The organism is Paracoccus limosus, from assembly GCF_009711185.1.
GTDB lineage: Bacteria > Pseudomonadota > Alphaproteobacteria > Rhodobacterales > Rhodobacteraceae > Paracoccus > Paracoccus limosus.
On record NZ_WMIF01000006.1, the window covers coordinates 26109 to 39174 of the forward strand.

At 67.6% G+C, this 13066-nt stretch carries 14 protein-coding genes; 6 read left to right on the forward strand and 8 right to left on the reverse strand.

Annotated elements, in window-relative coordinates; translation table 11 throughout:
* Genes GL279_RS06020 through GL279_RS06035 form a run of 4 tightly spaced genes read right to left on the reverse strand, consistent with a single transcriptional unit; the run spans position 1 to position 1980 of the window.
* A complete protein-coding gene (locus tag GL279_RS06020) occupies positions 1–309 on the reverse strand; it encodes an urease subunit beta (RefSeq protein WP_343039721.1) in 309 nt (102 codons plus the stop codon).
* Positions 306–851, reverse strand: a complete 546-nt coding sequence (locus GL279_RS06025) for a HupE/UreJ family protein (RefSeq protein ID WP_155063718.1) — start codon at positions 849–851, stop codon at positions 306–308. The genes GL279_RS06020 and GL279_RS06025 overlap by 4 nt, the downstream gene beginning before the upstream one ends.
* A gap of 9 nt (positions 852–860) precedes the next feature.
* Entirely contained in the window at positions 861–1163 is a 303-nt protein-coding gene (locus tag GL279_RS06030) for an urease subunit gamma (protein ID WP_155063719.1), read from the reverse strand.
* A gap of 10 nt (positions 1164–1173) precedes the next feature.
* Positions 1174–1980, reverse strand: a complete 807-nt coding sequence (locus GL279_RS06035; RefSeq protein ID WP_155063720.1) for an urease accessory protein UreD — start codon at positions 1978–1980, stop codon at positions 1174–1176.
* 199 nt (positions 1981–2179) lie between these two features.
* On the opposite strand from GL279_RS06035, the gene GL279_RS06040 reads away from it, so the two are divergent.
* Genes GL279_RS06040 through GL279_RS06050 form a run of 3 tightly spaced genes read left to right on the forward strand, consistent with a single transcriptional unit; the run spans position 2180 to position 4355 of the window.
* Entirely contained in the window at positions 2180–3472 is a 1293-nt protein-coding gene (locus tag GL279_RS06040; RefSeq protein WP_155063721.1) for an adenylosuccinate synthase, read from the forward strand.
* Positions 3472–3684: a DUF2842 domain-containing protein gene (locus GL279_RS06045; RefSeq protein ID WP_155063722.1), complete on the forward strand. Its 213-nt coding sequence runs from the start codon at positions 3472–3474 to the stop codon at positions 3682–3684. Before GL279_RS06040 ends, GL279_RS06045 begins: the two co-directional genes overlap by 1 nt.
* On the forward strand, positions 3684–4355 hold the full coding sequence (locus GL279_RS06050; protein ID WP_343039722.1) for a thiamine diphosphokinase: 672 nt from the start codon (positions 3684–3686) through the stop codon (positions 4353–4355). The genes GL279_RS06045 and GL279_RS06050 overlap by 1 nt, the downstream gene beginning before the upstream one ends.
* 3 nt (positions 4356–4358) lie before the next feature.
* Here the strand turns inward: GL279_RS06050 and GL279_RS06055 are convergent, their stop codons facing one another.
* Genes GL279_RS06055 through GL279_RS06065 form a run of 3 tightly spaced genes read right to left on the reverse strand, consistent with a single transcriptional unit; the run spans position 4359 to position 7945 of the window.
* Positions 4359–5231: an ABC transporter permease gene (locus tag GL279_RS06055; RefSeq protein ID WP_155063724.1), complete on the reverse strand. Its 873-nt coding sequence runs from the start codon at positions 5229–5231 to the stop codon at positions 4359–4361.
* A complete protein-coding gene (locus GL279_RS06060) occupies positions 5224–6231 on the reverse strand; it encodes an ABC transporter permease (RefSeq protein ID WP_155063725.1) in 1008 nt (335 codons plus the stop codon). Before GL279_RS06060 ends, GL279_RS06055 begins: the two co-directional genes overlap by 8 nt.
* A 13-nt stretch (positions 6232–6244) precedes the next feature.
* The gene (locus tag GL279_RS06065; RefSeq protein WP_155063726.1) at positions 6245–7945 is read right to left on the reverse strand and encodes a peptide ABC transporter substrate-binding protein; all 1701 of its coding nucleotides are present in this window, start codon (positions 7943–7945) and stop codon (positions 6245–6247) included.
* A gap of 126 nt (positions 7946–8071) precedes the next feature.
* Between GL279_RS06065 and GL279_RS06070 the strand changes: the two genes are divergently transcribed.
* The 3 genes from GL279_RS06070 (at position 8072) to GL279_RS06080 (ending at position 12048) form a co-directional block, all read left to right on the forward strand.
* Positions 8072–9817 carry an ABC transporter ATP-binding protein gene (locus tag GL279_RS06070; protein ID WP_155063727.1) on the forward strand — a complete coding sequence of 582 codons (1746 nt, stop codon included), beginning with the start codon at positions 8072–8074 and terminating at the stop codon, positions 9815–9817.
* A gap of 87 nt (positions 9818–9904) precedes the next feature.
* Entirely contained in the window at positions 9905–11074 is a 1170-nt protein-coding gene (locus tag GL279_RS06075) for a M20 aminoacylase family protein (RefSeq protein WP_155063728.1), read from the forward strand.
* 134 nt (positions 11075–11208) lie between these two features.
* Positions 11209–12048 carry a calcium-binding protein gene (locus tag GL279_RS06080; RefSeq protein WP_155063729.1) on the forward strand — a complete coding sequence of 280 codons (840 nt, stop codon included), beginning with the start codon at positions 11209–11211 and terminating at the stop codon, positions 12046–12048.
* Positions 12049–12099: 51 nt separating this feature from the next.
* Here GL279_RS06080 and GL279_RS06085 read toward each other — a convergent pair whose 3' ends face one another.
* On the reverse strand, positions 12100–12960 hold the full coding sequence (locus GL279_RS06085) for a D-amino-acid transaminase (RefSeq protein ID WP_155063730.1): 861 nt from the start codon (positions 12958–12960) through the stop codon (positions 12100–12102).
* Positions 12961–13066: the final 106 nt, after the last annotated feature.

Genomic DNA, 13066 nt, shown 5'->3' on the forward strand with positions numbered 1-13066 from the left:
TCAATCCAGTGATCCCATGACTTGCGCGTTGAAGCCAAAGACTTTTCGATCCCCGGCCAGCGGGATCAGCCGGACCTCGCGCCTTTGGCCCGGCTCAAAGCGCACGGCGGTGCCGGCAGCGATGTCCAGCCGCAAGCCGCGCGCGGCGGCGCGGTCGAAATCGAGACCGGGATTGGTCTCGGCGAAATGGTAATGGCTGCCGACCTGCACCGGACGGTCGCCGGTATTGGCGACCATCAGGGTGATCGCCTCGCGGTCGGCGTTCAGCGTGATGTCGCCCTCGGCCGGAAAGATCTCGCCCGGGATCACGGCATCACCGCCAGCGCGACACCTGCCGCCGCCGTCAGCCCGCCCAGGATCCGCGTCAGGCCCAGACGGCCAAGGCCGATGCCCGCGAGATGCAGCGCGCCCGTGGCCAGCAAGAACCCTGCCGCATATGCGGCCAGACCCGTTGCCGGCCCTTCGGCGCCATGCGCATGGCCATGCATCACGCCGAATGCTGCCACCACCGGCAGCGCCACGCCCAGAGAGGGCCGCAGCGCCAGCGCCACCGCCAGCCCGAGAATGACCGAGGAGGCAAGGATCATCGGCTCGACCGCCGGCAGCTGCACGCCTGCCGCGCCCAAGACGCCGCCCAGCACCATCGCCGCCATGAAGCTCAGCGGCAGCGCCCAGATGCCGCGCCGGTCGGTCGCGGTCGCAGCCCACAGCCCCACGGCCAGCATGGCCAGCACATGGTCCGAACCGCTCAGCGGATGCGCCCAGCCCGCCGCAAAGGGACTGCCCGCGACATGGCCGGGATGGGCAAGGGCGGCGGTCGGGAACATCAGCAAGGGTATCAGCTTTTTCATGGTAGCCTCTCAGCGGATGGGATCGTGGACGGTGACGAGCTTGGTGCCGTCGGGGAAGGTGGCCTCGACCTGCACGGAATGGATCATCTCGGGGATGCCGGACATGCATTGATCGCGGCTGATGACATGGGCGCCGGCCTCCATCAGATCGGCGACCGTGCGGCCGTCGCGGGCGCCCTCGACCACGAAATCGGTGATCAGCGCGATGGCCTCGGGGTGGTTCAGCTTGACGCCGCGCGCCAGCCGGCCCCGCGCCACCATGGCGGCGACCGAGACCAGCAGCTTTTCCTTTTCGCGGGGGGACAGGTTCATCTTTCTCTCCTCAGATCTGCCAGACGCGGGGCAGGGGGCCGGGCCGGATGGCGCGGATCAGCCGCATCAGCGCTTGCCGCAAGGGCCAGCCGTCGCCCGCCATCAGCCGTGCGACCAGCTTGCCGTCAAAGGCGCTGGCGGCGCCGTCGGATCCCAGCGCTGCGCGGGCGCGCGCCAGCCTGTCGCCGGCGTCGGGCGCCAGCAGCACCAGCGTCGCAAAGGCGCGTGCGCCCGCCAGCAGCGCCGGCCCGCCCTGCGCCAGCACCGCGTCGGTCAGGCGCAGGTTTTCGACAAAGACCGGACGCCCGTCGCGGCTGATCCGCCGCCGGTCGGTCAGGTCCAGCTGCGTGACCACCTCGCCCATGGCGGCACGGCCCAGAATCAGGCTCTCGCACCACAGGCAGGTGGCATCGCCGCTCAGCGTGATCTCTTGCTCGCGCGCGAGTGCCGCGCGGTCGAACAGGATCGTTTCCTGCGGCAGCAGGTCCAGATGCGCACCCGGCGCGACCTCGTAGCGGGCGCTGACATGCGCGCGCCCGGTAACGCTGCGATAGGCGCGTTCGGCGGTCTGGGTCGTGACCAGCAGCCGCGTGCCTTCATCCTGAGCGACCAGAATCTCCATCCGGTCGCCGCCGGTCAGCCCGCCCGAGGTGTTCAGAAGCACCAGCTCGCAGCCCGCGCCCGGCGGCAGCATGGCCTTGCCGCTGCCCGCCTGATGCAGCCTCGCCAGCCGCGTAGCGCCGTCGCGCAGACCGAATCCGGCGCGGATCCGACCTGCGGCGCGCGGAAGCTGGCTGGGAATGGTCTGGTGCAGCATCGGGGGCCTCTTTGCCCGAAGCATCGGCAGATCGGCCGGCGAACTGCAAGGAAAGGCATCAGCGGGGGTGACCTCTTTCAGAGGGTGGTGAAGTTTCAAGCAATCAGCCCGAAAAACGATCAGGACGGAATGCGCTTTCCCCGCGCGGCTTCGGCCATTATACCAACTGCGGCATTCATGACCGCGGAAGGGAACCAATATGGCCAATGTGGTGGTCGTCGGCGCGCAATGGGGCGACGAAGGCAAGGGCAAGATCGTCGACTGGCTCAGCGAACGCGCCGATGTGATCGCGCGGTTTCAGGGCGGTCACAACGCCGGCCACACGCTGGTCATCGGCAATCAGGTGTTCAAGCTGTCGCTGCTGCCCTCGGGCATCGTGCGCAAGGGCAAGATGGCGGTCATCGGCAATGGCGTCGTGCTGGACCCCTGGGCGCTGTTTGCGGAAATCGACAAGCTGTCGGCGCAGGGCGTGGAAATCAGCCCCGAGAACCTGATGATCGCAGAGAACACACCGCTGATCCTGCCGCTGCATCAGGATCTGGACAAGCTGCGCGAAGAGGCGGCGGGTGCCAGCAAGATCGGCACCACCGGTCGCGGCATCGGGCCCGCTTATGAAGACAAGGTCGGCCGCCGCACCATCCGCGTCGCCGATCTGGGTGATCAGGAGACGCTCGATTCGCGCCTTGACCGCCTGCTCGCGCATCACGACGCGCTGCGTCAGGGTCTGGGCGCCACGCCCATCGACCGGGCCGAGCTGCGCGCCAAACTGCTGGAGATCGCGCCGAAGCTGCTGCAATACGCCCAGCCCGTCTGGAAGGTGATGAACGATTACCGCAAGGCCGGCAAACGCATCCTGTTCGAGGGCGCGCAGGGCTCGCTGTTGGACATCGATTTCGGCACCTATCCCTATGTCACCTCCTCGACCACCATGTCGGGCATGGCGGCCTCGGGCACCGGCATGGGCCCCTCGGCGATCGGCTTCGTGCTGGGCATCGTCAAGGCCTATACCACCCGCGTCGGCTCGGGCCCGTTCCCGACCGAACTCGACGACGCCGACGGCCAGCGACTGGGCGAGCGGGGCCATGAATTCGGCACCGTCACCGGGCGCAAGCGCCGCTGCGGCTGGTTCGATGCGGTGCTGGTGCGCCAGACCTGCGCCATCTCGGGCGTGGACGGCATCGCGCTGACCAAGCTGGACGTGCTGGACGGGTTCGAGACGCTGAAGATCTGCACCGGCTACGAAATCGACGGCACCTTCTATGACCACCTGCCCACCGCCGCCGCGCTTCAGGCCAAGGTGACCCCGGTCTATGAGGAAATGCCGGGCTGGCAAGCATCGACCCAAGGCGCGCGCAGCTGGGCCGACCTGCCGGCCGAGGCGATCAAATACGTCCGCCGCATCGAGGAACTGATCCAGTGCCCGGTGGCGCTGCTCTCGACCTCGCCCGAGCGTGACGACACCATCCTCGTCACCGATCCCTTCGCCGACTGATGGATCTGAAAGCCCGCAAGCGCTGGTCGCTGGTCATCCTGCTCATCGGCCTGCCGCTCTATATTATGGTGGCGGTCTCGCTGGTGAACTGGATGGACCGCGCCTGGGGCCGCCAGCCGATCCTGATCGAGCTGGCGGTCTATATCGGTCTCGGCATCCTCTGGATCATGCCCTTCCGCCGCGTGTTCCGCGGCATCGGCAAGGGCGAATGATGCTGACCAGCCGCCAGCCGGTCACGCTGATCGGCGGTGGCCCGGTCAGCCGCGCCGATCTCGATGCGGCATTGCCGCTGGCCCCGACCCTCGCCGCCGCCGATGGCGGGGCCGATGCGGCGCTGGGCTTCGGCCTGATGCCGCAGGCGGTCTGGGGCGATTTCGATTCGATCTCGGATCGGGCGCGGCAGGCGATCCCGACGGAAAACCTGCATCACATCGCCGAACAGGACAGCACCGATTTCGAAAAATGCCTAACCCGGATCCGGGCGCCGCTGGTTCTGGCCATCGGCTTTTCTGGTGCACGTCAGGACCATTTCCTTGCCGCGCTGACCACGCTCGCCCGCCGCCTCGGCCCGCCCACCATCCTGCTGGCCGGGGATGACGCCATCACGCTCTGCCCGCCCCGGATCGCGCTGGACCTGCCCGCAGGCACACGTCTTTCGCTCTATCCGATGGGCGCAGCCAGCGGCCGCTCGACCGGGCTCGAATGGCCGATCGAGGGGCTTCACTTTGCCCCCGACCTGCGCACCGGCACCTCGAACCGCACCACCGGCCCGGTCGATCTGACGATCACGGGGCCGATGCTGCTGATCCTGCCCCGCGACCAGCTTGCCCTGCTGGCGCAGCGCCTGCAGTTTCACCATTTTCCAAATACCCAGCCGCGCTAGCCGTCAGCGCGAACCGCTCCGCGGGTCCAGCGCCTCGCGCAAACCCTCGCCGACTGCATTCACCGCCAGCACCGTGACGGCGATCATCAGCCCCGGTAACAGCGCCCGCAGCGGATATTGCTGCATCTGGTCCATGGCATCATGCAGCAACCGGCCAAGCGTCGGATAATCCGGCGGAAAGCCCAGGCCCAGAAAGCTCAGCGCGCTTTCGGTGGTGATCGCGGTCGCCATGCCCAGAGTTGCTGCGACCACCACGGGCGAGGCGACATTGGGCAGGACATGGCGCCACAGCATCGCGCCGGGGCGGGTGCCGATGGCGCGCGCCGCCTCGATAAAGCCGCGCTCCTTCAGCGCCAGCACCTCGCCACGCAGGATGCGCGCCACCGCCATCCACGAGGTCAGCCCGATCGCCAGCACGATCAGCACGAAACTGCCGCCCGGCGGCCCCAGATGCCGTGCCAGCGGCTCGCGGAACAGCGTCACCATCAGCAACAGCAGCGGCAGCAGCGGCAACGCCAGAAACAGCTCGGTCAGCCGCATCAGCACGCCGTCCAGCCGCCGGAAATAGCCGGCCAGCAACCCCACCAGCCCGCCCAGCCCCAGCGTGATCGGCATGACCGCCATCGCCACGGCCAGCGAAATTCGTCCGCCCGCCATCAGCCGCGCCATCATATCCCGGCCCAGCTGATCTGTGCCCAGCGGATGCGCCCAGGACAGGCCCTGATTGCGGGCGCGGATGTCGATATGTGTGGGCGCGATCCGCCACAGCCACGGCCCCAGCAGCACAAAGACCACAAGCAGCGCCAGCACCCACAGCCCGATCATCGCGCCGCGCTGCGGGCGCAGTCGCTGCCACAGGCTGGCCCGTTCAGCCATGGCGGATCCTCGGGTCCAGCATTCCGTAAAGCAGATCGGCCAGCAGCGTGCAAAGCACGATCAGCAGTGCAAAGACAAAGGTCAGCGCCATGACCATCGGCAGGTCATGGGCGTTGATCGCAAGGATCAGCAACTGTCCCAGCCCGTTCACCTTGAACAATTGCTCGGTGATGATGGCGCCACCGAAGACCGTGGGCAGGCCAAGGGCGATCACCGTCACCATCGAGCTCAGGCTGTTGCGCAGCACATGCCGGCACAGCACCGCGCCTTCGCCCAGTCCCTTGGCGCGGGCGGTGCGCACATGGTCCTGACGCAGATTGTCCAGCATGGCCGCGCGCAGATAGCGGCTGATCTGCGCCGCATTGTAAAGCGTCAGCACCGCGACCGGCATCGCCATCTGCCGCAGCTGACGCAGCAGCGATGCCCAATCCGTCACCCGCAGCGTGGTGTCATAGACCGAGGGCAGCCATTTCAGCCAGATCGCCAGCACCCAGATCAGCACCAGCCCGGTCAGAAATGTCGGCAGCGAATAGCCCAGCATGGCAAGGCTGCCGGCGATGCGGTCAAACCAGCCCTGCGGGTGCCGGGCCGACAGGATGGCGACGGGCAGGGCGACCAGAACCCCCAGCAGATAGGACAGCCCGACCACGGCCAGCGTCTGCGGCAGCCGCTCGGCGATCACGTCAAAGACCGGCGCGCGGCTTTGATAGCTGATCAGCCGCTGCTGGCCGGCGCCAAAGTCGGTGCCCAGCAGCCGGTCCAGCCAGTGCAGCGGCTCGACCCAGAAGAATTGCTTCAGAAACAACAGATAGCGCAGCGGCCATGGCTCACCGACCCCCAGCGCGGCGCGCATCCGCTCCTTGACCTCGGGCGGCACGGTCAGGGGCATCTCGCCCAAGGGATCGCCCGGCGCCGCCTCAAGCAACAGAAAGATCACCAGCGAGATGCACAGCAGCGTCGGCACCGCCATCGCCAGCCGGCGCAGGGCAAGGTTCAGCATGGCGCCACCCCGGCTAGCGGGTGCGATGCCAGTCGGCGACGTTCCACAGCTCGCTGTCCCATGCGTTCAGCACCACCCCGCCCAAGGTATTGGCATAGGCCGAGCTGGTGCCGCGATAGACCAGCGGGATGATCGCATCGCTGTCGCGCGTCAGCATATCGTTCAGCCGCCGGCCCATCGCGCCGCGTTCGGCGGGATCGACGGTCTGCGACATCTCGGCCAGCAGCCGGTCGTATTCCGGGTTGCAATAGCGACTGATGTTTTCGCCCTGCCACTGATTGTCCGGGCCCGGCACCTTGTCGCAGCCTTGCCGCGCCAGATAGGGCTCGGGGTTCGAGCCTTCGAAATTATTGGCAAACATCTCCAGATCGGCATGGAATTTCTGGAACGTGTCGGGCGAGCCGGCATCACCGCCGAAGAACACCGAAGGATCGACGCTTTTCAGCTCGGTCTCGACGCCGATCTCTTGCCACCATTGCTTGATCAGCGCCTGAAAATCCTGACGCACCGCGTTCACCGAGGTCTGGAACAGCAAATGCAGCCGATGGCCGTCCTTTTCGCGGATGCCGTCGCTGCCCGGCACCCAGCCGGCGCCATCCAGCAGCGCCCGCGCCCCGGCGATGTCCTGCGTCAGGCAGGCGGTATTGTCCGAGGCCCATGCCGCCGGCGCCGGCACCAGATTGCAGGTCGGCTGGCCGGCGGGGCCATAGCCGATATCGGTCAGCAGCGAGCGGTCGATGGCCAGCGACAGCGCGCGCCGCACGGCCGGGTCGGACAGGATCGGATGGGGATGTTTCAGGGTCGAGCGCTCGGCCTCGGGCAGATCGGGCGAGGGATCGGACAGGTTGACGTGGATCAGCTCGACCAGACTGCCAAAGGCGGCCTCGACCCGGCCCAGCCCCTTGGCCTCCATGCCGGCGATAACATCGGGGGCCAGCTGCGTGTTCCACGCATAGTCATATTCGCCGGTTTCCAGCACCGCACGCGCCGCCGCCGCCGCATCGCCGCCGCCCTTCAGGACCAGCGTGGCAAAGGCGGGCTTATCGGGATCGCGATAGGCGGGATTGGCCTCAAGCAGCACCGCGTCATTGGTGCGAAACCCGGTCACCCGGAACGGGCCGGTGCCGATGGGCTGGAAATTCTGCTGCGTGCAGCCCGGCGCCGCCGCGCCGGTGCAGCCCCGGAACTGCGCCTGTTGCAGCACCGGCGTCTGCGCGCCGACAAAGGCCGAGAACGGATCGGGCCGGGGCGTGGCAAAGCTGATGCGCAGCGTCAGCGGGTCCAGCGCCTCGACCTTGTCGATGCCGTCGAACTTCGCCAGCTGCGCGCAGCCGCCGGCGGGATCCATGCAATAGGCGGCGGTAAAGGCCACATCCGCCGCCGTGACCGGGCTGCCATCGGACCAGATCAGCCCCGGGCGCAGCTTCCATGTCACGCTGCGCAGATCGGTAGCGATGCCGCCATTCGCGACCGAGGGGATCTCGGCTGCCAGCCGGGGCGCCAGCGCGCCATCGGGCACAAAGACCGCCAGCGGCTCCAGCACGGCGCTGGCGGCGATGATGTCCTTGCTGCCGGTCGACAGATAGGGGTTCATCGTCGAGGGCGCCTGCCACATGATGACATTGACCTGCCCGTCCACGCCCCGCTCGGCCCGGGCCATTCCCGTCATGGCCGCCCCGCAGGCGGCCCCCATCAGCAAGACCTTGATGCGCATCGTCTGCTCCTGTGCCCTGTGGGTCTGCGGACTGTCGGACGGAACCGACGAGAAAATCAAGTTCTTGCATCAGCGCCGGGGCGGGCTAGCTTTGGCGCCAAACCCGCCCATGCCGCGCGAGGCCGCATGTCCGACGGAAATCTCGTCTCGGTCCGCGATCTGCGGGTCACGTTCCAGACCCGCGCGGGCGAGGTGCAGGGCCTGCGCGGCGTCGGCTTTGACATCGCGCCCGGCGAATGCCTGTGCGTGACCGGCGAATCCGGCGCCGGCAAATCGGTCAGCGCGCTGGCCTTGATGCGGCTGGTCGAATTCGGCGGTGGCCGGATTCGGGGCGGGTCGCTGGTCTTTGACGGGCGCGATCTGGCGCGGGCCGATCCGGAGGCGATGCGCCGGATCCGGGGCAATCGCATCGGCATGGTCTTTCAAGAGCCGGTGGCGGCGCTGAACCCGGTGCTGAGCATTGGCCGCCAGCTATGCGAGGGGCTGATCGCGCATCGCGGCCTGTCGCGCGCCGCCGCGCAGGCGCAGGCGCTGGAACTGCTGCAGCAGATGCGCCTGCCCGAGCCCGAGCGCCAGTTGCGGCAATATCCGCATGAGCTGTCGGGCGGAATGTGCCAGCGCGTGGTGATCGCCATGGCCATGGCCTGCCGCCCGCAGCTTTTGATCTGCGACGAGCCGACCTCGGCGCTGGACGTGACCACGCAGGCCGGGATCCTGACGCTGATCGACCGGCTGAAGCAGGAAACCGGTATGGCGGTGCTGTTCATCAGCCATGACATGGCGGTGGTGGCGCAGATGGCCGACCGCATTCTGGTCCTGCGCCGGGGGCTGCCGGTCGAAGAGGGGCCCGCCGCCCGCATCCTTGCCGCGCCGCGCCATGCCTATACCCGGGCGCTGCTGGCGGCCATGCCCCGGCTGGGCGCGCAGGCGGACGGGCCGGCGCCGGGTCCGACGGGGCCGCCGCTTTTGCAGGTGCGCGGGCTGGTCACGCGCTTTGCCCTGCGGCGGGGGCTGTTTCGTCGCAGCACGGGGCCGCAGGTCCATGCCGTCGAGGATCTGTCGCTGGATCTGGCGCGGGGCGAGACGCTGGCGCTGGTCGGCGAATCCGGCTGTGGCAAGACCACCGCCGCCCGTTCGATCCTGCGGCTGATCGAGCCTTGCGCCGGCTCGATCCGGCTGGACGGGCGCGAGATCATGGCGCTGGACGCAGGCGCGCTGCGCGAGGCACGGCGCGACATGCAGATGATCTTTCAGGACCCGCAATCCAGTCTCGACCCGCGCATGTCCTTGGCGCGGCAAGTAGCCGAGCCGCTGGCGAATTATGGCATCGGCACCGCGGCCCAGCGTCGGGACCGGGTGGCGGCGCTCTTCGACCGCGTCGGCCTGTCGCGCGCGCTGATGGACCGGCTGCCGCATGAACTGTCGGGAGGTCAGCGCCAGCGCGTAGCCATCGCCCGTGCGCTGGCGCTGGAGCCGCGGCTGATCGTGGCGGATGAGCCGGTTTCGGCGCTGGATGCCACGGTCCGGGCGCAGGTGCTGGATCTGCTGGCCGGATTGCAGCGCGATCTGGGCATTGCGCTTTTGTTTATCAGCCATGACATGGCGTTGGTCGAACGCATCAGCCATCGCGTCGCCGTCATGCATCAGGGCCGCATCGTCGAGACCGGTAGCCGGGCGCAGCTCTTTGCGGCGCCGGCGCATTCACAGACCCGGCGCCTGCTGGCCGCCGTGCCGCCGCTGGCTCGGGGGTGGCGCCCGCCGGACGATTCCGGCGCCCCGGTTGGCGTGATCCATCCGCCGGGCCATGCCCCGGCCCCGGTGCGCTGGCGCGAGGTCGCGCCGGGCCATCAGGTGCTGGACGGGCCCGCCTGAGCCGCGACGGCGGGAAGGGCTGCGACGGGCCGGACCCTTGCGGGGCGCGGGCAAAAGGGCCAAGCTTTGCCGCGAAGGAGAAGTCCCATGCCCGTCAAGAACCGCTTTGCCGAATTGCTGCCCGAGATCACCGCCTGGCGCCGGGATTTCCATGAAAATCCCGAGCTGGATTATGCCGTGCACCGCACCGCCGGCCGGGTGGCGCAGCTTTTGCGCGAATTCGGCGTCGATGAGGTAGTCGAGGGTATCGGGCGCACGGGCGTGGTCGGTGTCATTCGCGGCCGCAGCGACAGCCGGGGCCGGGTGATCGGTCTGCGCGCCGACATGGACGCCCTGCCGATCCGCGAGATCACCGGGCTGGACTATGCCTCGAAGGTGCCGGGTGTCATGCATGCCTGCGGCCATGACGGCCACACCGCCATGCTGCTGGGGGCGGCGAAATATCTGGCCGAGACGCGCAATTTCGACGGCACCGCCATCGTCATCTTCCAGCCCGCCGAAGAGGGCGGCGGCGGCGGCAAGGCGATGGTCGAGGACGGGCTGGTCGAACGCTGGGGCATTCAGGAATTCTACGGCATGCACAATATGCCGGGCTATCCGGTCGGCAGCTTCGCCATCAAGGCCGGTGCGATGATGGCGGCCACCGACCAGTTCGACATCACCATTACCGGCAAGGGTGGCCATGCCGCCAAGCCGCATGACTGCGTCGATACCACGCTGATCGCGGCGCAGGTGATCGTGGCGCTGCAATCGGTGGTGGCGCGCAATGTCGATCCGCTGAAAAGCGGCGTCGTCTCGGTCTGCGTGGTCGAGACGGATTCGACCGCCCATAACGTCATCCCGCAGGTGGTGGTGCTGCGCGGCACCGCCCGGACGCTGGCCCCCGAGGTGCGCGACCTGATCGAGGCCGCGATCAGCCGCGTCGCCGTCAACACTGCCTTGGCCTTTGGTGGCCATGCCGATGTGCATTACGAGCGCGGCTATCCGGTGACGATGAACCACCCCGAGGCGACCGAACATGCCGCCGAGGTGGCGCGCCAGATCGCGGGCGATGTCACCACCGATATGCAGCCGCTGATGGCGGGCGAGGATTTCAGCTATATGCTGAACGCCCGGCCCGGCGCCTATATCTTTGTTGGCAATGGCGACACCGCCATGGTGCATTCGCCGGAATATAATTTCGACGATGACGCGATCCCCGCCGGGGCCAGCTGGTATGCCGGCATGGTCGAGGCCCGGATGCCCGCCGCGGGCTAGGCCCGTCGCGCCGCCCGTCCCGTGGGGCGGCACCGGCAAGGGTTTGCGTGGCCACCCGCCGGCCCCCGTTTCGACGGTTGCCGGTCGGGGGTGGGCCGGTCTATCCTGCCGCGCGAAGACCTTGGAGGGTGTCGATGAACCAGACCATTTTCCTGTTGCTGGGGGTGCTTGGGCTTGCCGGGATAGGCTCGCTCGTCGCCAGCAATGACGACGATCACGCACCCGACGCGCCGCCCGACGATCCCTATGGCGGCCGCGATGTCACCGAGGGCACCGATGACGCCGACACGATCATCGGCACCGATGGCGACGATGCCATCCAATCCTATGGTGGCGATGATTCGGTCGATGCGGGCGCGGGCGACGATCTGGTCTGGACCGGCTATGGCAATGATACCGTCGCCGCCGATCCCGGCGATGACGAGATCTATCTGGGCTATGGCGATGACGTCTATGGCGGGCTGGATCTGGGCGCCGATCAGGGCAATGACACCATCGACGGCGGCGAGGGCAATGATACGATCACCGTCAATCCCGGCGAACATTCGATCACCGGCGGCGCCGGCGACGACAGCATCACCGACAATGGCGCCACCGTCTATATCGACGGCGGCAAGGATGACGACCTGATCCTGTCGGCTGATGATTCCACCCCGGATGCGCAGGACACGCTGCTGGGCGGCGATGGCAATGACACCATCTATGCCGGCGGCCATGACATCGTGGACGGCGGCAAGGGCAGCGACCATATCGTGATCTCGGACGCGGTCTCGGGCGCGGTGGATGTCACCTATGGCAGCGCGGACACCATCACCCTGTCGGTGCCCAAGGATTACACCGGCGCCGACAAGCCCGATCTGGTGCAGGACGGCGACGATGTGCAGGTGGTGCTGAACGGCAAGGTGCTGGCGGTGCTGCGCGACACCGAAGTCAGCGGCGTCGGCCCCATCAATATCGAGCGCGCCACGGCCTGACCGGCGGCCCGACGGATCAAAGGCGCGCCGGGGGGCGCGCCTTTTTCATGCTCAGATCGCCGATTTCAGCGATTCTTCCAGATAAAGCTCGCGCAGGCGCGTGGCGACCGGCCCGGCACTGCCGTTGCCGACCTTGGCGCCGTCGATCTCGACCACCGGCAGCACGAAGGCCGAGGCCGAGGTAAAGAAGGCCTCGTCGGCGGCCTGCGCCTCTTCGATGGTAAAGGGGCGTTCCTCGATCTGCATCTGCGCCTCGGCGGCATAGCGCAGAAGCGAGGCGCGGGTGATGCCGTGCAGGATGTCCTGCGACAGCTGCCGGGTGATGATCTTGCCATCCTTGACGATATAGGTGTTGTTCGAGGTGCCCTCGGTCACGAAACCGTCCTCGACCAGCCATGCGTCATCGACGCCGCGATGCTTGGCCTCCATCTTGGCAAGCGAGGGGTAAAGCAGCTGCACCGTCTTGATGTCGCGGCGCGACCAGCGCAGATCGGGGACCGAGATCACGCGCAGCCCGGTCTTGGCCTGCGGATTGGCGGCAAGGCCGGGTTTGGACTGGGTGAACAGCACAACGGTCGGCGGCGTATCCTCGGCCGGGAAGGCAAAGTCGCGGTCGCCGGCATTGCCGCGCGTCACCTGCAGATAGATGATGCCCTCGTCGATGGCGTTCAGTTCGACCAGCTTGCGGTGGATGGCCAGCCATTCGTCATCCGACAGCGGATTGCCCATCTGCAATTCCGACAGCGAGCGCGCCAGCCGCTTCAGGTGGCCGGGAAAGTCCAAGAGCTTGCCGCCCAGAACGCTGGTGACCTCATAGACGCCGTCGGCCATGACAAAACCGCGGTCGAAGATCGAGACCTTGGCCTCGGCCTCGGGAAGGTATTCGCCATTCAGATAGACGGTGCGGCTCATCGTGCTTCTCCTGTCGCAATCGCTTCGTGGCCGCGTCCTGCGCCCAAAGCGCGGGGGCGTCAAGCGCAAGCCTGCGCTGCATATGCAGAATGCGCTTGCTGCAAGC

What these genes read in the sequence shown, in the direction of transcription:
- GL279_RS06025 (WP_155063718.1), bottom strand. Translation starts at nt 851, where the DNA reads ATGAAAAAGCTGATACCCTTGCTGATGTTCCCGACCGCCGCCCTTGCC.
- GL279_RS06030 (WP_155063719.1), bottom strand. Translation starts at nt 1,163, where the DNA reads ATGAACCTGTCCCCCCGCGAAAAGGAAAAGCTGCTGGTCTCGGTCGCC.
- GL279_RS06035 (WP_155063720.1), bottom strand. Translation starts at nt 1,980, where the DNA reads ATGCTGCACCAGACCATTCCCAGCCAGCTTCCGCGCGCCGCAGGTCGG.
- GL279_RS06040 (WP_155063721.1), top strand. Translation starts at nt 2,180, where the DNA reads ATGGCCAATGTGGTGGTCGTCGGCGCGCAATGGGGCGACGAAGGCAAG.
- GL279_RS06045 (WP_155063722.1), top strand. Translation starts at nt 3,472, where the DNA reads ATGGATCTGAAAGCCCGCAAGCGCTGGTCGCTGGTCATCCTGCTCATC.
- GL279_RS06050 (WP_343039722.1), top strand. Translation starts at nt 3,684, where the DNA reads ATGCTGACCAGCCGCCAGCCGGTCACGCTGATCGGCGGTGGCCCGGTC.
- GL279_RS06055 (WP_155063724.1), bottom strand. Translation starts at nt 5,231, where the DNA reads ATGGCTGAACGGGCCAGCCTGTGGCAGCGACTGCGCCCGCAGCGCGGC.
- GL279_RS06060 (WP_155063725.1), bottom strand. Translation starts at nt 6,231, where the DNA reads ATGCTGAACCTTGCCCTGCGCCGGCTGGCGATGGCGGTGCCGACGCTG.
- GL279_RS06065 (WP_155063726.1), bottom strand. Translation starts at nt 7,945, where the DNA reads ATGCGCATCAAGGTCTTGCTGATGGGGGCCGCCTGCGGGGCGGCCATG.
- GL279_RS06070 (WP_155063727.1), top strand. Translation starts at nt 8,072, where the DNA reads ATGTCCGACGGAAATCTCGTCTCGGTCCGCGATCTGCGGGTCACGTTC.
- GL279_RS06075 (WP_155063728.1), top strand. Translation starts at nt 9,905, where the DNA reads ATGCCCGTCAAGAACCGCTTTGCCGAATTGCTGCCCGAGATCACCGCC.
- GL279_RS06080 (WP_155063729.1), top strand. Translation starts at nt 11,209, where the DNA reads ATGAACCAGACCATTTTCCTGTTGCTGGGGGTGCTTGGGCTTGCCGGG.
- GL279_RS06085 (WP_155063730.1), bottom strand. Translation starts at nt 12,960, where the DNA reads ATGAGCCGCACCGTCTATCTGAATGGCGAATACCTTCCCGAGGCCGAG.